20 protein-coding genes, 1 tRNA gene and 1 other RNA gene are annotated in these 17,048 nt (G+C 66.2%); 8 read left to right on the top strand and 14 right to left on the bottom strand.

From position 1 onward, the window contains the following. Positions 1-60 precede the first annotated feature (60 nt). Positions 61-705: a hypothetical protein gene (locus AC1DHY_RS05590; RefSeq protein WP_476878763.1), complete on the top strand. Its 645-nt coding sequence runs from the start codon at positions 61-63 to the stop codon at positions 703-705. Between the two features lie 9 nt (positions 706-714). On the opposite strand, the gene AC1DHY_RS05585 is transcribed toward AC1DHY_RS05590, so the two are convergent. The 4 genes from AC1DHY_RS05585 to AC1DHY_RS05570 form a co-directional block, all read right to left on the bottom strand. Beyond that, on the bottom strand, positions 715-1,002 hold the full coding sequence (locus AC1DHY_RS05585) for a hypothetical protein (RefSeq protein WP_476903292.1): 288 nt from the start codon (positions 1,000-1,002) through the stop codon (positions 715-717). 96 nt (positions 1,003-1,098) lie between these two features. Continuing rightward, positions 1,099-1,896: an HNH endonuclease family protein gene (locus tag AC1DHY_RS05580; protein ID WP_476878765.1), complete on the bottom strand. Its 798-nt coding sequence runs from the start codon at positions 1,894-1,896 to the stop codon at positions 1,099-1,101. Between the two features lie 138 nt (positions 1,897-2,034). Next, entirely contained in the window at positions 2,035-2,244 is a 210-nt protein-coding gene (locus tag AC1DHY_RS05575; protein WP_476878766.1) for a hypothetical protein, read from the bottom strand. A 65-nt stretch (positions 2,245-2,309) separates the two neighbouring features. Next, complete coding sequence (locus AC1DHY_RS05570) at positions 2,310-3,803, bottom strand: glyceraldehyde-3-phosphate dehydrogenase (RefSeq protein WP_476903291.1); 1,494 nt, start codon at positions 3,801-3,803, stop codon at positions 2,310-2,312. Between the two features lie 271 nt (positions 3,804-4,074). On the opposite strand from AC1DHY_RS05570, the gene AC1DHY_RS05565 reads away from it, so the two are divergent. Continuing rightward, positions 4,075-4,227, top strand: coding sequence for an LPXTG cell wall anchor domain-containing protein (locus AC1DHY_RS05565; protein ID WP_138769055.1), 153 nt, complete (start codon positions 4,075-4,077; stop codon positions 4,225-4,227). A 65-nt stretch (positions 4,228-4,292) separates the two neighbouring features. Here the strand turns inward: AC1DHY_RS05565 and rnpB are convergent. Beyond that, positions 4,293-4,684: RNase P RNA component class A (rnpB, locus tag AC1DHY_RS05560), an RNA gene on the bottom strand. Between the two features lie 110 nt (positions 4,685-4,794). On the opposite strand from rnpB, the gene AC1DHY_RS05555 reads away from it, so the two are divergent. Together AC1DHY_RS05555 and AC1DHY_RS05550 are read left to right on the top strand one after the other, a co-directional pair. Next, positions 4,795-5,658, top strand: coding sequence for an SPFH domain-containing protein (locus tag AC1DHY_RS05555; protein ID WP_476879909.1), 864 nt, complete (start codon positions 4,795-4,797; stop codon positions 5,656-5,658). Positions 5,659-5,708: 50 nt separating this feature from the next. Then, entirely contained in the window at positions 5,709-6,473 is a 765-nt protein-coding gene (locus tag AC1DHY_RS05550) for a YaaA family protein (protein WP_476879910.1), read from the top strand. Between the two features lie 16 nt (positions 6,474-6,489). Here the strand turns inward: AC1DHY_RS05550 and AC1DHY_RS05545 are convergent, their stop codons facing one another. After that, the gene (locus tag AC1DHY_RS05545) at positions 6,490-7,227 is read right to left on the bottom strand and encodes a zinc ribbon domain-containing protein (RefSeq protein ID WP_476879911.1); all 738 of its coding nucleotides are present in this window, start codon (positions 7,225-7,227) and stop codon (positions 6,490-6,492) included. 69 nt (positions 7,228-7,296) lie between these two features. Then, a complete protein-coding gene (locus AC1DHY_RS05540; protein ID WP_476879912.1) occupies positions 7,297-8,190 on the bottom strand; it encodes a Nif3-like dinuclear metal center hexameric protein in 894 nt (297 codons plus the stop codon). Between the two features lie 111 nt (positions 8,191-8,301). Between AC1DHY_RS05540 and msrA the strand changes: the two genes are divergently transcribed. The 3 genes from msrA to epsC all read left to right on the top strand — a co-directional run bounded on the left by msrA (position 8,302) and on the right by epsC (position 10,448). Continuing rightward, positions 8,302-8,826 (top strand): peptide-methionine (S)-S-oxide reductase MsrA, encoded by a 525-nt coding sequence (msrA, locus tag AC1DHY_RS05535; RefSeq protein WP_476903290.1) that lies wholly within the window; start codon positions 8,302-8,304, stop codon positions 8,824-8,826. Between the two features lie 66 nt (positions 8,827-8,892). Then, a complete protein-coding gene (gene cysK / locus AC1DHY_RS05530) occupies positions 8,893-9,828 on the top strand; it encodes a cysteine synthase A (protein ID WP_476903289.1) in 936 nt (311 codons plus the stop codon). A 35-nt stretch (positions 9,829-9,863) separates the two neighbouring features. Further along, positions 9,864-10,448, top strand: a complete 585-nt coding sequence (gene epsC, locus AC1DHY_RS05525; protein WP_476903288.1) for a serine O-acetyltransferase EpsC — start codon at positions 9,864-9,866, stop codon at positions 10,446-10,448. Between the two features lie 84 nt (positions 10,449-10,532). Here epsC and AC1DHY_RS05520 read toward each other — a convergent pair whose 3' ends face one another. Further along, entirely contained in the window at positions 10,533-11,366 is an 834-nt protein-coding gene (locus AC1DHY_RS05520; protein WP_476880407.1) for an oxidoreductase, read from the bottom strand. Between the two features lie 123 nt (positions 11,367-11,489). Then, positions 11,490-12,926 carry an NADP-dependent phosphogluconate dehydrogenase gene (gene gndA / locus AC1DHY_RS05515; RefSeq protein ID WP_476903287.1) on the bottom strand — a complete coding sequence of 479 codons (1,437 nt, stop codon included), beginning with the start codon at positions 12,924-12,926 and terminating at the stop codon, positions 11,490-11,492. Between the two features lie 225 nt (positions 12,927-13,151). On the opposite strand from gndA, the gene AC1DHY_RS05510 reads away from it, so the two are divergent. Further along, a complete protein-coding gene (locus tag AC1DHY_RS05510; protein ID WP_476880405.1) occupies positions 13,152-13,889 on the top strand; it encodes a FadR/GntR family transcriptional regulator in 738 nt (245 codons plus the stop codon). A 192-nt stretch (positions 13,890-14,081) separates the two neighbouring features. On the opposite strand, the gene AC1DHY_RS05505 is transcribed toward AC1DHY_RS05510, so the two are convergent. The 5 genes from AC1DHY_RS05505 to AC1DHY_RS05485 all read right to left on the bottom strand — a co-directional run bounded on the left by AC1DHY_RS05505 (position 14,082) and on the right by AC1DHY_RS05485 (position 16,739). Beyond that, positions 14,082-14,372, bottom strand: a complete 291-nt coding sequence (locus AC1DHY_RS05505) for a hypothetical protein (RefSeq protein ID WP_476903286.1) — start codon at positions 14,370-14,372, stop codon at positions 14,082-14,084. 335 nt (positions 14,373-14,707) lie between these two features. Continuing rightward, positions 14,708-14,783, bottom strand: a tRNA-Val gene (locus AC1DHY_RS05500). A gap of 98 nt (positions 14,784-14,881) precedes the next feature. Beyond that, on the bottom strand, positions 14,882-15,802 hold the full coding sequence (locus tag AC1DHY_RS05495) for an NAD-dependent protein deacetylase (RefSeq protein ID WP_476880581.1): 921 nt from the start codon (positions 15,800-15,802) through the stop codon (positions 14,882-14,884). Between the two features lie 17 nt (positions 15,803-15,819). After that, positions 15,820-16,293 carry a peroxiredoxin gene (locus AC1DHY_RS05490; protein WP_476880580.1) on the bottom strand — a complete coding sequence of 158 codons (474 nt, stop codon included), beginning with the start codon at positions 16,291-16,293 and terminating at the stop codon, positions 15,820-15,822. 26 nt (positions 16,294-16,319) lie between these two features. Then, positions 16,320-16,739 (bottom strand): DUF3052 domain-containing protein, encoded by a 420-nt coding sequence (locus AC1DHY_RS05485; RefSeq protein ID WP_476903285.1) that lies wholly within the window; start codon positions 16,737-16,739, stop codon positions 16,320-16,322. Positions 16,740-17,048: the final 309 nt, after the last annotated feature.

Here is a 17,048-nt window from a genome sequence, read left to right as displayed (position 1 = left end):
CGCCGCCCAAGCCGTCGGCGCTTAGGTCCGAAATCCCCGCACCGCTGGCATGATGGGCGCATGGGGGAAACCAGAACATTGTCAGGTCCGGTGCGGCGCAGCTTCAAAGAGCCGTCCGGACGGTACGTCGCGCTGGCCGTGTGGGCCGGAAGCGTGCTCGCCGTCGGCTGGCTCCTGGCCGACGGGAAGAGTGGCCCGGCCGCGGCAGCAGCTCCGTGGCTGGCGGCAGCCTCATTGCTGGTCTACCTGACGCAGTGGCAGCCCCGCCTGATCATCGACGCCGGCGCGTTTGAACTGCTCAACGGCCTCCGCCGGCACCGCATCCCCTTCGCCGCCGTGGACGACGTCGAGGTCCGTTACACAGTGACCGTGAAAGCGGCCGGCAGGAAATACGTCAGCTGGGGTGCCCCAACGCCGCCCAGCGCCTTCGGCGCCGGATTCAACCAGGCCCGGGACTGGAAGGAGCGTCCCCCAGGGATGCTCCCATCCAACGAACGAATGAGCCAGTCCCCGGCCCCGGAAAGCCGGGACGCGATCGTACGTGCCTGGCACGACGCACGGCAGGCGTCCGGTATCGTTGACCCGGGGGCCGGTCACACCGGAGCGGCTTCCGCAAACGCCACCGTGATCTCGGGATGGAACGTCCCGATGCTGGTGATGGTCCTGCTGGTTGCCGCCTGGTGCGCATTCTCCGTGCTTGGCTGAGGCGGCCGGCTAAGGCAGCACTTTATACAGGTCAACCACGGTCTCCTCCGGCGGCGCCGCGAATCCGCCCTGGATGCCTGCCTGCATTGCCGGCATCAGGGTGCCGTCACGGAATTTCTCCCAGCTTTCTTTTGAATCGTGGACCGCCATGATTGTCCAGCCGCCCGCCGACTCGCCGCCGGCGTGGAAGATCTGCCCTTCGGGCAACTGGCCTTCGCCCGGGTGAACCGCGGCGATGGAGGCCTCGTACTGTTCTTTGGTCCCCCCGGGGAAAAAGTGCACAACTCCGTAAGCCATTTCCTGCTCCTCGAATCGTGGGCCGCACCTGACATTCCCAGTCGTAGACCCGCGGAGCACGGCTGTCAATGAGCTGCGGAACAGGGGTGACTCCGGTCAGCGCGGGACAATGCTTTGCTGGGCCGGACAGCCATCGAGAACCCGCTTCATCGCCTCCTTTTCGGCCGGTGACACCCACAGGGCGTAGGCAGCTTTGACCGAGATTTGCCGGGCTACGTAGTGGCAGCGGAACGCTCTGTTTGGCGGCAGCCAGGTGGCGGCATCGGAAGCGCTTTTGTCCTGATTGGCCTGGCCGTCCACCGCGATCAGGTTCAGTGGATCGTTCGCAAGATGCTGCCGCTGCTCGGGGCTCAGCAGCTGGGCGCCCTTCTGCCATGCGTCCCCGAGTGCCACGACGTGGTCGATTTGCACGGCTTTGCTGGAGGCGGCTCCGCGCTGGAATACCACCGTGCGTCCCGTGTAGGGCTCCAGGAAGGATCCCGTCCCGATCCGGCAGCGTGATCCATCGGTGAAACGGGCACCGGCCAGGTCGCGGCGCAGGATGTCATTGCGGGTATCGCAGCCGTTGCGGTCGACGTCGAGCCAGGCCTGGCCGAAAGCGGTCCTGTCGTAGTTGTCGGCGGCGGCCCGGTCCCTGACCGGGAGGGACTCCAGTACGTCCGCGGCGCGGCCGGCGGGCACTGCCGCAACGGATGCCACGGCCTTCATCCAGCCCGGTGCAAGCACGGGCGCCTCGGTGGGTCCGGCGGACCGCGGCTCGGCGAGGTCGAACTGCCCGGCGGTGAAGAACCAGGCAAGCGTTCCAAGGATGGCCAGCACGGCAGCGGCGAGCAGCGCCCAGGCCTGCCGGGACCGGCGCCGGGCCAGCCGGTAGCCGAGCCACGTGGCGGTCACCGACGGACCGCCTGTAGGTAGGGTTGCTGCACCCGCCCAGCCTAGGCAGGAGCGCCGACGTCGGCCCGGTTGTCCACAGTGTGCGGGACAAGTCGCGGGGCGGGCCCCCGCCGGTCGCGGCCGGTGGGCCGACTGCCCTTACTGCTCCTTGGTGACCCGGCGGAGGTCTTCCTCGGCGACGTTCAGCAGAGCTTCGAGTTGGTGCACCCGCGCGTCGTCGACCTCTCCCGCCTCGCGCTTGGCGCGGGCGTCGTCAAGGAGGCGCTTGGCTTCCTTGGCGTTGCCCCGCGCAATGTCGAGTGCGTGTTCCAGGGTGGTTTCGTGCTCCACAGCCGAGTTCTGTTCCATGGCTCCATTGTGGTTCCCTTTCCCGGCCGATTCCAGCGACCGGCCGGGAAAGTCACCAAAAGGAGTTATCCGACCTCGACCGGAAGGCCGGCGGCCTCAAGCGTGGCCACGGCATCCTTGGCCGGGAACGACGGCGGGTTCACGCCGGCCATTTCCTCCATCACGCGGACAACCTGGCAGCTGTAGCCGAACTCGTTGTCGTACCAGACGTACAGCACGAGGTTCTTTTCGTTGGAGATGGTGGCCAGGCCGTCGACGATGCCTGCGCGGCGGGAGCCGACGAAGTCGGTGGAGACCACCTCGGGGGAATCGATGTAGTCGATCTGCTTGCGCAGCTCGGAGTGCAGCGACATCTCCCGGAGGTAGTCGTTGACCTCATCCTTGGTGGTGCCGTTTTCGAGGCTCAGGTTCAGGATGGCCAGCGACACATCCGGGGTGGGGACGCGGATGGAGCTGCCGGTGAGCTTGCCGAGGAGTTCGGGCAGGGCCTTGGCCACGGCCTTGGCCGCACCGGTTTCGGTGATGACCATGTTCAGCGCGGCGGAGCGGCCGCGGCGGTCACCCTTGTGGAAGTTGTCGATCAGGTTCTGGTCGTTGGTGAACGAGTGAACCGTTTCCACGTGCCCGTGCACCACGCCGTAGCGGTCGTTGATGGCCTTCAGCACCGGGGTGATGGCGTTGGTGGTGCAGGACGCCGCGGAGACGATCGTGTCCGAGTCGGTAATCGTGGCGTGGTTGATGCCGTGCACGATGTTCTTCAGTTCGCCCTTGCCGGGCGCCGTGAGGAGGACGCGGGCCGCACCCTTGCTCTGGAGGTGCTGCGACAGGCCCTCCGCGTCGCGCCAGCGGCCGGTGTTGTCAACCACCAGTGCGTCGTGGATGCCGTAGGCGGTGTAGTCCACGGTGGCCGGGTTGTCCGAGTAGATGACCTGGATCTGGACGCCGTTGGCCGTGATGGTGTCGTTCTCGAGGTCCACCTTGATGGTGCCTTCGAAGGAACCGTGGACCGAGTCGCGGCGCAGCAGGCTGGCGCGCTTGGTGAGGTCGTTGTCCGAGCCGCGGCGCACCACGATCGCGCGCAGGCGCAGCCCGTGACCGCCACCGGCCTTTTCGATCAGGAGGCGGGCCAGGAGCCGGCCGATACGGCCGAAGCCGTAGAGGACGACGTCGGTGCTGGTGCGGTCATCGCCGCCGCGCTTACCGACGACGTCTGCGAGCTCGGCCCGGAGGAATTCGTCGAGGCTGACGCCGTCGCCCTCGGCACGGTACTTCTCGGTCAGGCGGGCGATGTCGATCGCTGCGGCGCCGAGGTCCAGCTGGGTGAGGGCGTCAAGGAGCGGGGCCGTCTCTTCGAGGCGCAGCTCCTCCTTGCTCATCCGGCGGGCGAAGCGGTGCGCCTTCAGGATGTTCATGGTGGACTTGTTGATCAGGCTCCGACCGTGGATGGAGGTCACCACGTTGTTCTCGCGGTACAGCCGGCCGATGACCGGAATCATGGCCTCGGCGAGCGCCTCCCGGCCCATCCACGTATCAAGACAAGAATCTGACGTCTGGCTCACAGAACTACCTTCCTAAAATCCACCACATACGTCCTCGTATGCGGAAGTCGGCTGCCGGTGGATCTCCGGAACCCTTGGCGCTGCGGGGATTCGGTCCACCCCGCGCACCTTTATGGAGCGCAAAGAAAAAGCCACCGGCTGCGAACGCAGACCCGGTGGCAGAACATCTACGTTCAGTCTCCATTCTAGGCTGGCACGGTGGCCATGCGGGCCGGGGGAAGCGTGAAATCACTCACACGCCACCGCGCGGCGCATGACATAGGATGTCCAGATGGGACTCATCGTTGCACTACTTGTCATCTGGCTTATCCTCTCGATCCTGGGCTTCGTCGTTAAGGGCCTGATCTGGCTGGCCATCATCGGCCTGGTCCTGTTCGTCGCCACGGCGGCGTGGGGCTGGGTGAAGCGGAAGGCGAAGGCCTAATCCACTCCTAACGCCTTAAACGAGAAGGGCTGGCACCAGATGGTGCCAGCCCTTTTTCGTTGGGTGGGATGGGTTGACCGATACGCCGGGTTCTGTGTTCCCGCGCTGTTACCGGCGCGGGAGTAGCGGCCATCCATCTACGGACGCCGTTGCCGACGCCCTCCAGCAGCCTACCCGGACACTCGGGCGGGCAGCCCTCAAACGTGTCCTGTCTGGCCTTGCTCCGGGTGGGGTTTACCTAGCCTTCCCGGTCACCCGGGAAGCTGGTGGTCTCTTACACCACCGTTTCACCCTTACCTGCTCCCCCGCCGTGCGGACACGGCGCGGTACAGGCGGTCTGTTCTCTGTGGCACTGGCCTGCGGGTTACCCCGAGTGGGCGTTACCCACCACCCTGCCCTGCGGAGCCCGGACGTTCCTCGAGCCACTTGCAAGGCGCGCGGCCGCCTGGTCAACCCATCCGCAGTACATTCTACGGGTCCCCCGGCGGCCGGCCTGACCGGCGCCTTTTCGCCCCGCCGGTGGGAGAATTGAAGCAGCAATCCCGTCAGATAAAGGAAGCGATCCGGATGGGTCTGACCGCAATCGTCGTATGGCTTCTTATCGCGGTGCTGCTGGTCGCCGCGGCCCGGATGTCGATCCGGATTGTCCGCCAGTACGAGCAAGGCGTGCTTTTCCGGCTGGGCCGGGTCATCGGGGTCCGTATGCCGGGCCTGCGGCTGATCATTCCGGTGATCGACCGCCTCCAGCTGGTCAGCCTCCGGATTGTGACCATGCCGATCCAGTCCCAGGGCATCATCACGCAGGACAACGTCAGCGTGGACATCTCCGCCGTCGCCTATTACCGCGTGATCGATGCCGTGAAGTCGGTCGTGGCGATCGAGAACGTGGCCGCCGCCATCAACCAGATCGCGCAGACCACGCTGCGGAAGGTTGTTGGCCGGCACAGCCTCGACCAGACACTCTCGGAGACCGAGCACATCAACAGCGATATCCGCGAGATCCTGGACGCCCTGACGCTGGAGTGGGGCGTCGAAGTGACGCTCGTGGAGCTCAAGGACATCCAACTGCCGGAGAGTATGAAGCGCGCCATGGCCCGGCAGGCCGAGGCGGAGCGGGAGAAGCGGGCCAAAATCATCGCCGCCGAGGGCGAGGCAATCGCGGCGGCAGCCCTCGGGGAAGCCTCGGACATGATGATGGCCCACCCGCTGGCGCTGCAGCTGCGGAATCTACAGTCCCTCGTGGAAATCGCCGTCGACAAGAACTCCACGGTGGTCTTCCCTGCCCCGCTGATGAGCACCATCGGCGAACTCTCCGCGTTCCTGGCCCGGGAGACCCGGGCGGCCGGGGCTGCCGCACAGCTCCAGGCCCCCGCCGTCGCCCCGGCGCACGCACCAACCCCTATCCCGGCCGCGCCGCCCAAGGTAGCCTGACCGCGCCCACGGTCGCCTGACCGGCACCCGCCCGCCGGTAGGATCGTACGGTGCTGATTCTGCTGCCCCCGTCCGAAGGTAAGACCCCCGCAACCGGAGGCGCCCCCGTCGACCCGGACTCGCTCAGCTTCCCCGCCCTGAATGCCCACCGGGCGCGCGTCCTCGAAGCGCTCGGTACGGTCAGCGCCCACCACGACGCCCTCGCGCTGCTGGGGGTCGGCGCCTCGCTGACGGCCGACGTCGAACGCAACACCCGGCTGCACGCCGAGCCGGCGGCCCCGGCGCACCGGGTGTACTCCGGAGTTTTGTACGACGCTCTGGGCTACCGCTCTCTGACTCCGCGGCAGCGCCAGAAAGCCGATGAGTCGGTGGTGGTGATTTCCGCGCTCTGGGGCGCCATCCGGTTCGCGGACCGGGTCCCGGCCTACCGGCTGTCGATGGGCACTGCCCTCCCCGACGTCGGACGCCTCGCTTCGTTCTGGAAGCCGCAGCTCACGGCGGCGCTGGCCGCCGAAACGGCGGACGAGCTCATTGTTGACTGCCGCTCCAGCACCTACACCGCGGCGTGGGCACCCCCGCCGGAGCAGACCGTGGCCGTGAACGTCTTCACGGAGGTGGACGGGGTCCGCAAAGTGGTTAGCCACTTCGCCAAGCACACCCGTGGCGAACTGGCCCGGCACTTGCTGGCCCGGCGCGGCAAGGCGCCGCAGACTCCGGCGCAACTGCAGCAGGCAGCCGCCGAGAAGTGGTCCGCGGAGCTGGTGGGGGGCACGGCCCGCAAGCCGCACACCCTGAACCTCATTCTGCCCGGCTAGTCCTGACCTGCGCCGGCTAGGCCCACTCGGCGGAGCGGACCAGGATGCAGCCGGAGTCGGGGCAGAAAACAATGTCGTCCTCGGCAGCGGCCTTGATCTCCGCGAGGTCGCCGGGGCTCAGCTGCATGCCGGATCCCTCCGAGGTGCCGTGGAAGAGCCGGGCGGCGCCGACTCCGCGCTTGGCGAGGGTTTTGTCGTAGACCGCGAGCATTGCCGCATCCAGTCCGTCCGCGAACTCGGCACGCTGGCCGCGCACCACGGTGGTTTCGGCCGCGACCTCGGCCAGCTGCTCGTCCAGTTCGGCGCGGATGCTGCCGAACGAGCCCTGGATGTCGTCGACGATCTGCTGCTGCGCTGCCTGGCGGAGACGCAGTGCATCCAGCCGCTCCAGGACTTCGAGCTCGACGTCCTCAAGGTCCGAGCGGCGCTTGTTCAGCGAGGCGATGTCCCGCTGCAGGGCCACCAGGTCTTTGGACAGCCCGGTGCCGCTGTTGAGCCGGGCCTCGTCGCGTTCAATGCGGGAGGCGACCTGTTCGACGTCGGCCTCGGCCCGCTTGAGTTCCAGTTCGGCGTCGTGGACGGCTACCTTCGCGGCACCGAGCTCGCCCATGGCGATGCTGAGGGCCGCCTCAAGGTCGGTGATCCGGGAGTCGCTTTCAAGGCTGCGGCGGCGGTTCGACAGAGACTTGAGCTTGGCGTCGAGTCCCTGCAGTTCGAGCAACTTCATCTGTTCCGCCGGTGCTGCCTTGGCCACTATTTCCTCCGCGTGTTCACTTACCGGCCGGAGCCGGGCACCGTACTGGCGCTTCCTAGACTCTATCGCCTAGCCGGGAGTCAGGATGAAGTCCCACGGGTCGCTGTTGGTGGTGCTGACCCGGATTTCGATGTCGTGCCCCTGGTCAGCCAGGACGTTCCCGAGCGCATCCGCGGCCGCCGGCAGCCACAGCCACTCGCTGGCGAAGTGCGAGACATCGATCAGGTACGGCCGGTCATTGACGGCCGCTTCGCGGGCCTCGGACGCCGGATGGTGGCGCAGGTCCGCGGTCAGGTAAACATCGGCGTTGCTCGCACGGACCTCGTTGAACAGCGAGTCCCCGGCTCCCCCGCACAGGGCAACCCGGCGGACCAGGCCGTCCCGGTCACCGGACACCCGAACCCCGCCGGCCACGGACGGCAGGATGCCGAAGACCCGGGCGGCAAAGTCCCCCAGCGTCTGGACGTCGGCAAGGTCCCCGACCCGGCCGATCCCTTCCTCGGGAAGACCGTCCGCCGCAGGGGTCAGTGGCATTACGTCCTGCAGGCCGAGGGTGTCGGCGAGCACATCGGAGACTCCCCCGACGGCGGAATCACCGTTCGTGTGGACGGTCAGCAGCGCTGTACCAGTCTCGATCAGGCGGTGCACCGCCTTGCCCTTGGGGGTGTTGGCAGCCACGGACGTGACGCCTTTAAGTAACAGGGGGTGGTGGGTGATCAGCAGGTCCGCGCCCCAGTCGACGGCTTCCTCGATGACCTCGAGGCTGGGGTCCACGGCGAAGAGGATCTTGGATACCTCTGCCGACGGGTGCCCGGCCACCAGGCCCACCTCGTCCCATGACTCGGCGAGTGATTCGGGCCAGAGTTCCTCGACGGCCAGCAGGATCATGCCCAGCGTGGCGGCCGCACCGGAACTCTCGGCGTCGGAAGGCTGCGCTGAAACGTCGGTGTTCTCAGGTTCCATAACCTCATTTTTACCCTATCCGGCGGCCGGGACGTCCCAGCGCGGAGTCACGAGGACGCGGGAAATGCCGGGTTCGGGAATGATCCGGCGGGTTCGTCCATTGAACAGGACATGAGAACTTTCGTCCTCGGCGGGGGCTGCTTCTGGTGCCTCGACGCCGTCTACCAAAAGACCAAGGGTGTGAGCTCGGTGGTTTCTGGCTACACCGGAGGCCATGACCGCAACCCCGATTACTACTCAGTCTGCTCGGGCACCACCGGCCACGCCGAGGTGGTGGCCGTGACCTTTGACGAGGACATCATCCCGGCCGAGGTCATCCTCGACATGTTCTTCGCCCTGCACGATCCGACCACCTTGAACCGCCAGGGCTACGACGTCGGCACCCAGTACCGGTCCTCCATGTTCTATGAGACCACCGAAGAGAAGATCCTGTTCGAGGAAGCGATCGACCGGAACCAGGAGCTGTGGTCGAACCCGATTGTCACCGAAGTGAGCCGGCTTCCGGTCTTCCACGTGGCCGAGGATTTCCACCAGGACTACTACGCGAAATACCCCGACCAGGGGTACTGCCAGGTGATCATCAACCCGAAGCTGGCGAAGGCCAGGAAATATTACTCTGCATGGCTTAATGCTTAGCTAGGGCCAGAGCGCCCTCGTTAGGCTGACCTTAGATTTCCCCCTCACAGACAGGCACACATACCCATGGCACGGATCTATGACGATGTTACCCAGCTGGTCGGCGGCACTCCGCTGGTCCGCCTCAACCGGTTGAGCGAAGGCCTGAACGCCACTGTGGCGGTCAAGCTCGAGTTCTACAACCCGGCCAACAGCGTCAAGGACCGGATCGGCGTTGCCATCATCGATGCGGCGGAGAAGTCCGGTGCGCTCAAGCCCGGCGGCACCATTGTCGAGGGAACCTCGGGCAACACCGGCATTGCCCTGGCGATGGTGGGCGCAGCCCGCGGCTACAAGGTCATCCTCACCATGCCGGAGACCATGTCCACGGAACGCCGCGTTATGCTGCGCGCCTACGGTGCCGAGATTGTGCTGACCCCGGGGTCCGAGGGCATGCGCGGAGCCGTGGAGAAAGCCCAGGACATCGTCGCCAACACGGAGAACTCCATCTGGGCGCAGCAGTTCGCCAACGAGGCCAACCCCGAGGTGCACCGCCGGACCACCGCTGAGGAAATCTGGGCCGATACCGACGGCAAGGTGGACATCTTCGTTGCCGGCGTCGGCACCGGCGGCACGGTCACCGGCGTCGGGCAGGTGCTCAAGGAGCGCAACCCGGACGTGCAGGTCATCGCCGTCGAGCCCAAGGATTCGGCCATCCTCAACGGCGGCGCTCCCGGTCCGCACAAGATCCAGGGCCTGGGCGCCAACTTCGTCCCGGACATCCTGGACACCAACGTCTACGACGAGGTCATCGACGCGGCCCTGGAGGACTCCGTCCGCGTGGCCCGCGACCTCGGCGTCCGGGAAGGCATCCTGGGCGGCATCTCCTCCGGCGCGATCGTCTGGGCTGCCCTGGAGGTCGCCAAGCGTCCCGAGAACGCCGGTAAACTGATTGTTGCCGTTGTCTGCGACTTCGGGGAGCGCTACATCTCCACCGTCCTGTACGACGACATCCGCGGCTAAGTCCAGCCGCTTCCAGATTTCGTAGAAAGGTCTTTGTGAGCTTCTTCGCAAGGCTGAAAGAAGACCTCGACGCCGCCCGGTCCCACGACCCGGCGGCGCGAGGTTCTTTTGAGAACTTCTTTGCCTACTCGGGCCTGCACGCGATCTGGGCCCACCGCGTGACGCACCGGCTCTGGCAGAACCCGTCGCTGCGCTTCCCTGCGCGGCTGATCTCCCAGCTGGCCCGCTTCCTGACCGGCATTGAGATCCACCCCGGCGCCACCATCGGCCGCCGCTTCTTCATTGATCACGGCATGGGTGTGGTGATCGGGGAGACCGCCGAGATCGGCGAGGACGTGATGATCTACCACGGCGTCACCCTGGGCGGCCGTTCGCTGGCCAAGATCAAACGCCACCCCACCATCGAGGACCGCGTGGTCATCGGCGCGGGCGCCAAGGTCCTCGGCCCCATCACAATCGGCCGGGACAGCGCCATCGGCGCCAACGCCGTGGTGGTCAAGGACGCGCCGGCCGAATCCATCCTCACCGGGGTGCCGGCCACGTGGCGGCACCGGGACGCCCAGCGCGAGACCAAGCCCGCCGTCGACCCGGCGGAATACCTGATCGAATACCGGATCTGAGCCCGGCGGCTCCCCCGGGCCCGGGTTGAGGTCCGGGCCCGGTTTGAGGTCCGGGCCGGGCGCCCGCGCCCGCTAGGTCTACACCTACCCCGGGAACCGCTTGTAAATGTTCCAGAGCACGACGTCGAAGACGCGGTCCGGGAGCAGCCTGCGCAGCAGCAGGATCGCCCGTGCCCCTTTACCCACCGGGTAGCGTGTCCTGGGTCGCGGGGACGTGGCGGCATGGACGATCGCGTCCGCGATGACCGCCGGGTGCGAGGACAGCGCCGACCCGTCCGTGGAACCCAGCGCGGCAGCCACTACCCTGGCTTGCGCCGCGTAGGGTCCCGACCCCGAGCTGGCCAGGAGCCCCTCGGCGGAGATACCGCCCCACTCCGACTGGGTTCCGCCCGGTTCGATGATGGACACGTCGATGCCATGCGGTTTGAGCTCCACCCGCAGGGAATCGCTGAGGCCCTCGACGGCGAACTTGGTGGCGTGATACCAGGAACCCAGCGGCTCGTACATCTTTCCGCCGATGGAGGAGATGTTGATGATCCTGCCCCGGCCGGCGGCCCGCATCGCCGGCAACACCAGCTGCGTCATACGCGCCAGGCCGAAGACGTTGACATCGAACTGCCGCCTGCCCTCCTCCAGCGCAACCTCCTCCAGCGAACCGTAGGACCCGTAGCCGGCGTTGTTGACCAGGACGTCAATCCGGCCATGGGCTGCCAGGACGTGGCCGACGGCGGCACTCATTGACGCCTCATCAGTCACGTCAAGCGGCAGGGTCCGGACGCCGTCGGCTTTCAACGGCTCCATCTTCTCCACCCGCCGGGCGCCGGCGTAGACGGTGAACCCGCGGGCGGCGAGTTTCCGGGCGGCCTCGTAGCCGATGCCGGTGGACGCCCCGGTGACAAAAGCGACGGGCTGGGTCATGAGCGGACTCCTTGAAAGTTGGCAGCGTGGGGGCGCCTGGCGGGTGCCTGGACCGGAAACGCGAACGGCCGGCGCTCCCACAGTATCGGGAAGCGCCGGCCGCCGGACCGCTGACGGCGTGGTCTAGTGCGTGTCCACGGCCTCGATTTCGGACTTGTCCTCGCCCCACAGGGTGTGGAACGTGCCCTCGGTGTCGATGCGCCCGTAGGTGTGGGCGCCGAACAGGTCGCGCTGTCCCTGGATCACGGCGGCCGGGAGGCGCTTGCGGCGCAGGCCGTCGTAGTACGCCAGCGAGGAGGAGAACACCGGCACCGGGATCCCGAGCTGCACGGCGGTGGCCACCACGCGGCGCCACGCCGGCAGGACCTCGCCAATGGCCTTCGTGAACGCCGGGGCGAACAGCAGGTTGGCGGGCTTCTCGTCGGCCGCGTAGGCCTTGGTGATTTCCTTCAGCAGCTCAGCACGGATGATGCAGCCGCCGCGCCACAGCGAGGCGATCTCGTCCAGCTTCAGGTCCCAGCCGTACTCCTTGGCGGCGGAGGTGAGCATGTCCAGGCCCTGCGCGTAGGAGACCAGCTTGGAGGCGTACAGCGCCTGCCGGACGTCCTCGACGAAGGTCTCCGGGACCTCGACGGCGGCTTCCCCGCCGGCGAGCAGGTCCTGGGCCAGCTTGCGCTGCTCCGACTGGGAGGACAGGGCGCGAGCGAAGACAGATTCGGCGATGCCCGACGTCGGGGATCCCAGTTCGAGGGCGGAGATGACCGTCCAGCGGCCGGTGCCCTTCTGGCCGGCGGCGTCCACCACGACGTCGACGAACGGCTTGCCGGTCTTGGCGTCCACATGGCCGAGGACCTCGGCGGAGATTTCGATCAGGAACGAGGCGAGCTCGCCCTTGTTCCACTCGGCGAAGATCTTCGACTGCTCGGCCGGTTCGAGGCCCGCGCCGGAGCGCAACAGGTCGAAGGCCTCGCCGATGACCTGCATGTCGGCGTATTCGATGCCGTTGTGGACCATCTTGACGAAGTGGCCGGCGCCGTCGGTACCGATCCAGGCGCAGCAGGGCTGGCCGTCGACGTGGGCAGCGATCTTTTCCAGCAGCGGGCCGAGCGCCTCGTAGGACTCCTTGGAGCCGCCGGGCATGATCGAGGGGCCGTTGAGGGCGCCCTCTTCGCCGCCGGACACACCGATGCCGACGAAGTGCAGATCCTTCTTGGCCAGTGCAGCCTCGCGGCGGCGGGTGTCCTCGTAGTGGGAGTTGCCGGCGTCGATGATGATGTCGCCCGGCTCCAGCAGCGGTTCGAGCTGCTCAATCACGGAGTCCACGGGCTTGCCGGCCTTGACCATGATCAGCACCCGGCGCGGTTTCTCCAGGGAGTCGACGAGTTCCTGCAGGGTTTCCGTGCGGACGAAATCACCGTCCTTGCCGTGCTTCTCCAGGAGCGCGTCGGTCTTCTCCACGGATCGGTTGTGCAGGGCAACGGTGAAGCCATTGCGAGCCAGGTTCCGGGCCAGGTTGGCCCCCATCACCGCAAGGCCGGTGACACCGATGTGTGCTGACATCAAAACTCCAATTCATTCTGTGCATCGAGTGCAGTTCGTCCCGCGCTTGCTGCGGAACACGCTTCTTGGAAACGGTGGCTGTCGATAAACCATATGTATTTCCGCGGACAGCTGGAAAGCAGCGCCCACGTGGCGGAATACGTCGCGTCATAAACAGTCTATGTTTACGTCGGCCGGTGCGGTGTAGCCGCGGGAGCAGCGGCCAGCGCCACTATGCTTACGACTATGTCGACCAGCCTCCATCACCGCGCCATTGAGCACCTGGGCACCCGTATCATCGCCGGCGACCTCCCGGCCGGCCACGTAATGCTGGCCGAGCACCTCGAGGACGAGCTAAAGGTCTCCCGTTCGGTGGTCCGCGAGGCTGTCCGTGTGCTGCAGTCCCTCGGCCTGGTCGAGACCATCAAGCGCGTGGGTATCCGGGTGCTGCCCGCCAGCCGCTGGAACCCCTTCGACCCGCTCGTGATCCGCTGGCGCCTCGCCGGCGAGGGCCGCGGAGCACAGCTGCGCTCCCTTGCCGAGCTGCGCACCGCCGTCGAGCCGGTGGCCGCCGAACTGGCCGCGGGCAACGCCCCGGACGAGCTCCGCAGCCAGCTGGTGGAAACCTCCTATGCCATGCGGGAGGCCGGCATGGCCGGGGACGTGCAAAAATTCCTGGATCTGGACATCCAGTTCCATTCGCTGCTGCTGACCGGTTCCGGCAATGAAATGTTTGCCAACATGGTGGGCCAGGTTGCCGAGACGCTGACCGGACGCACCGTCCACGGCCTGATGCCGGACCATCCACGGACTTCGGCGCTGCAGTGGCACGTGGATGTGGCGGAGTCGATCGCCTCGGGCAATGGGGTGGCGGCCCGGGAGGCGTCCAACAAGATCATGCGCGAAACGATTGCCGACATGGAACCCACGTGGAAGGACCAGCCCCGTGTCTTTGTTCCGGTCCAGCAGCCGCGGCCGGCCTGAGCCGGCACCTCACGGACAATCACCATTTGTCCTGACGATGGCGTAATTCAACCGCAATGCGTTTCACATTTGGACGCATTCACGGTATATTTCTAGCAAGCCTTCCACCGCGGCATCCCCCAATAGTCGCGGTGGAAGGCTTTTCCAATTCCCGGCGGATTTCCGCGCCGGAGCTCCGGAGCCGGCACAGTCCTACGCCGCGTCCGCTACCGCCCCGCGGAGCCTCCAGCCCCCGCCAAGGCCGTCCCTGATGATCTCCATGGTGGTCAGCGCCGATCCGGCGTTCCTGCCCAGCCTCGCCTGGACCTGCCACACCTCGACGTCCACCCGGCTGAGCCCTTTCGGCATCCGGCGCTCCGCCTCCCACCAGCTCACCCGCTCAAACCAGCGCACCGGCTCGGCCCCGACCACCCACTCGCGGCCGGCCCGGACAACTGCAGCCGGGCGCCCGTCCGGGCCGGTTTTCACCATCACATGTTCCATGCCCGTGACACTAGGGCCGGGCACCGACATTCTGCCGAGCCAAGCAAAAAACCCCGGCAGTATGTCTTGGCAGACGCCTCGCGCTACCAGGCATTGACGGATTCAAATTCCGTCTGGTGCTGCTCCTTGCAGTAAGGGACCCCTGCGTCCGGAACAGGAACCCCACACAGGCGGCATTTCGGCACCCAAAAGTTGGCAAAAAAAGATCGCAGACCAAACAACATATCCCCCAATAAATAAGATAACAATACCATTTAGGTCGCTGGGGGAATAAGGGTGGAAAGCAAAAAACCCCGCCCGGCAAGCGTTTCAGCCTGCCGTGACGGGGTTTTTCTTGGTGGGTCCTACCGGGATCGAACCGATGACATCCACGGTGTAAACGTGGCGCTCTACCAGCTGAGCTAAAGACCCAAAACGTTGTTTCCACACCGCAAGTGCGTCAACCAACGAACAATGACTCTACCCGAATCCTGGCGCGAAACACTAATCGGCGGCGGGGGCGGGGAACCTCAAACCGCGGGCAGCTCCGCCGCGAGCCAGGTCAGGGATTCGCTGACGCCGGCCTCCAGCTTGATGGTGGCCAGGTCATCGCCCCGGGTCTGCCCCCGGTTGATGATCACCACGGCTTTGCCCTGCTTGGCCGCGTGCCGGACGAACCGCAGCCCGCTCATCACGGTCAGCGACGATCCCGCCACCAGCAGAGCCTCCGCGGCGTCCACCATGGCGTAGGAGCGCTCCACGCGGTCCTTCGGAACGTTCTCGCCGAAATAGACAAAATCGGGTTTCAGCGTTCCGCAGCAGGCCGGGCAATTCGCGACGACGAAGCCGGCAATCAGTTCCGAATCCTCCACTGTGGCGTCGGCGTCCGGCGCCATTTCCACGACGCCGGCGGCCAGCGCGTCGGCCAGGAAGGTGGGGTTGAGCTCCTCAAGGACCCCGGCGAGCAGTGAGCGGGTGTAGCGCCGGTGGCAGGCCAGGCAGATCACGCGGTCGAAGCGGCCGTGAAGATCCACCACATTTTCGCTCCCGGCGTCCTCATGCAGCCGGTCCACGTTCTGCGTGATGAGGCCCGTAATCAGCCCGCGCCGCTCCAGGCGTGCGGCAGCAACATGACCGTCGTTGGGGCCGGCGCGGCGCAGGTGCGACCAGCCGATATGGTTCCGCGCCCAGTAGCGGCGCCGGTTCTCCGTGTCGCCGATGAATTCCTGGTAGGTCATGGGCGCCCTCGGGGCAGCGCCCGGGCCGCGGTAATCGGGGATCCCCGAATCCGTGCTGAGGCCCGCACCGGTTAGCAGCGCAAAGCGCTTTCCCGCCAGGACGCCGTGGATGTCCTGCAGGACTTCCAGGTCGCTGCGGGCGGGTTCGACGGCGGTCACCGGCGGCAGGCTGGCGAATCCCGTCATGCCAATACCCGGCCGCCGCTGCCTCATGCTTCCTGCCCCTGCCGTCAGTTTCCCTCGAGGGCCGCCAGGGCCGCCCGGTATTCCGCAAAGTCCCGGGCCTGGCCCCGCGGGTTGACCACGACGTACCGGATAATTCCCGATGCATCGATGATGAAGGTGCCGCGTTGGGCCATGCCGCTCTTGGCGTCAAACACGCCGTACCGGTGGGCCACGTCGCCGTGCGGCCAGAAGTCGGCCAGCAGGTCGAATTCGTAACCTTCCTTTTCCGCATAGGCGCGCTGGGTGAACTTGCTGTCCACCGACACCCCGAGCACGGCCGCGCCGGCGTCGTCAAGGAGCGCCAGGTTGTCGCGGATCTCGCAGAGTTCGCCGGTGCAGATGCCGGAGAAGGCGAAGGGGAAAAAGACCAGCACCACAGTGCGACCGCGCAGTCCGGAAAGCCGGACCGGTTCGCCGAACTGGTTGACCAGCTCAAAGTCCGGGGCGGCCTGGCCGACAGCCGGGGCGTCGGGAGCCACGACCGCAGCTTCCGTGGAGCTACGGGTCACTTGTTCTTCCGCGTGACCAGCCGGGTTGCGCTCCAGTCGCGGGAGACCCCGGCGGAGGTGGTGCAGTGCAGTCCGGCGGTGGGGGCCGCATCCTGGATATCCGACGGGGAAACGTAACCCTCGCGGCCGTTCTTCGGGGTGAGTACCCAGACCACACCGCCCTCGGTCAGTGTCGTCAGCGAGTCAACCAAGGTGTCCACCAGGTCCCCGTCGCCGTCCCGCCACCAGAGAATGGCCGCGTCGACCACCTCATGGTCGTCTTCATCGAACAGTTCAGAACCCGTGAGGTCCTCAATGTCGTCACGCAAGTCGAAGTCGACGTCGTCGTCATAACCGAATTCCTGAATCAGGTCTCCGTTTTTGAAACCCAATTTTTCCGCCACATTTACCGAAGTGGCGGCGTCGGCCTCGCTCACGTGTTGCTCCTATGCTCTTTGTGCGTCCTGGTGAACTGCTGGGTGGTTCCGTTACTGCTAGTGATTTCCATTACTCCAAGCCAACACCCTTTGCGCCTTGGCTTCAAGCTGTAAACCCCGCGATCCGCCATATTCTGCGTCACACCGCGGCTTACGGGGGCCCTGGGAGGCCTCCGCGTCACAGAACCAGTATGCCCGTGAAATACGGAGCGGGCCCCATGCAGCGGCTACGCATCCGCCGACGCACAAGGCTAGAGTGGCTGATGACGACTATGCCTGCGCGGACATAGGCCGCTGATACAGGCGGGC

It is taken from the genome of Arthrobacter sp. 05L44, assembly GCF_056397605.1.
The sequence above is the reverse complement of the archived record's forward strand: the minus strand, read 5'-3'. Positions and strand labels throughout refer to the sequence as shown.

What these genes read in the sequence shown, in the direction of transcription:
- AC1DHY_RS05590 (WP_476878763.1), top strand. Translation starts at nt 61, where the DNA reads ATGGGGGAAACCAGAACATTGTCAGGTCCGGTGCGGCGCAGCTTCAAA.
- AC1DHY_RS05585 (WP_476903292.1), bottom strand. Translation starts at nt 1,002, where the DNA reads ATGGCTTACGGAGTTGTGCACTTTTTCCCCGGGGGGACCAAAGAACAG.
- AC1DHY_RS05575 (WP_476878766.1), bottom strand. Translation starts at nt 2,244, where the DNA reads ATGGAACAGAACTCGGCTGTGGAGCACGAAACCACCCTGGAACACGCA.
- AC1DHY_RS05565 (WP_138769055.1), top strand. Translation starts at nt 4,075, where the DNA reads ATGGGACTCATCGTTGCACTACTTGTCATCTGGCTTATCCTCTCGATC.
- AC1DHY_RS05555 (WP_476879909.1), top strand. Translation starts at nt 4,795, where the DNA reads ATGGGTCTGACCGCAATCGTCGTATGGCTTCTTATCGCGGTGCTGCTG.
- AC1DHY_RS05540 (WP_476879912.1), bottom strand. Translation starts at nt 8,190, where the DNA reads ATGGAACCTGAGAACACCGACGTTTCAGCGCAGCCTTCCGACGCCGAG.
- msrA (WP_476903290.1), top strand. Translation starts at nt 8,302, where the DNA reads ATGAGAACTTTCGTCCTCGGCGGGGGCTGCTTCTGGTGCCTCGACGCC.
- cysK (WP_476903289.1), top strand. Translation starts at nt 8,893, where the DNA reads ATGGCACGGATCTATGACGATGTTACCCAGCTGGTCGGCGGCACTCCG.
- AC1DHY_RS05520 (WP_476880407.1), bottom strand. Translation starts at nt 11,366, where the DNA reads ATGACCCAGCCCGTCGCTTTTGTCACCGGGGCGTCCACCGGCATCGGC.
- gndA (WP_476903287.1), bottom strand. Translation starts at nt 12,926, where the DNA reads ATGTCAGCACACATCGGTGTCACCGGCCTTGCGGTGATGGGGGCCAAC.
- AC1DHY_RS05510 (WP_476880405.1), top strand. Translation starts at nt 13,152, where the DNA reads ATGTCGACCAGCCTCCATCACCGCGCCATTGAGCACCTGGGCACCCGT.
- AC1DHY_RS05505 (WP_476903286.1), bottom strand. Translation starts at nt 14,372, where the DNA reads ATGGAACATGTGATGGTGAAAACCGGCCCGGACGGGCGCCCGGCTGCA.
- AC1DHY_RS05495 (WP_476880581.1), bottom strand. Translation starts at nt 15,802, where the DNA reads ATGAGGCAGCGGCGGCCGGGTATTGGCATGACGGGATTCGCCAGCCTG.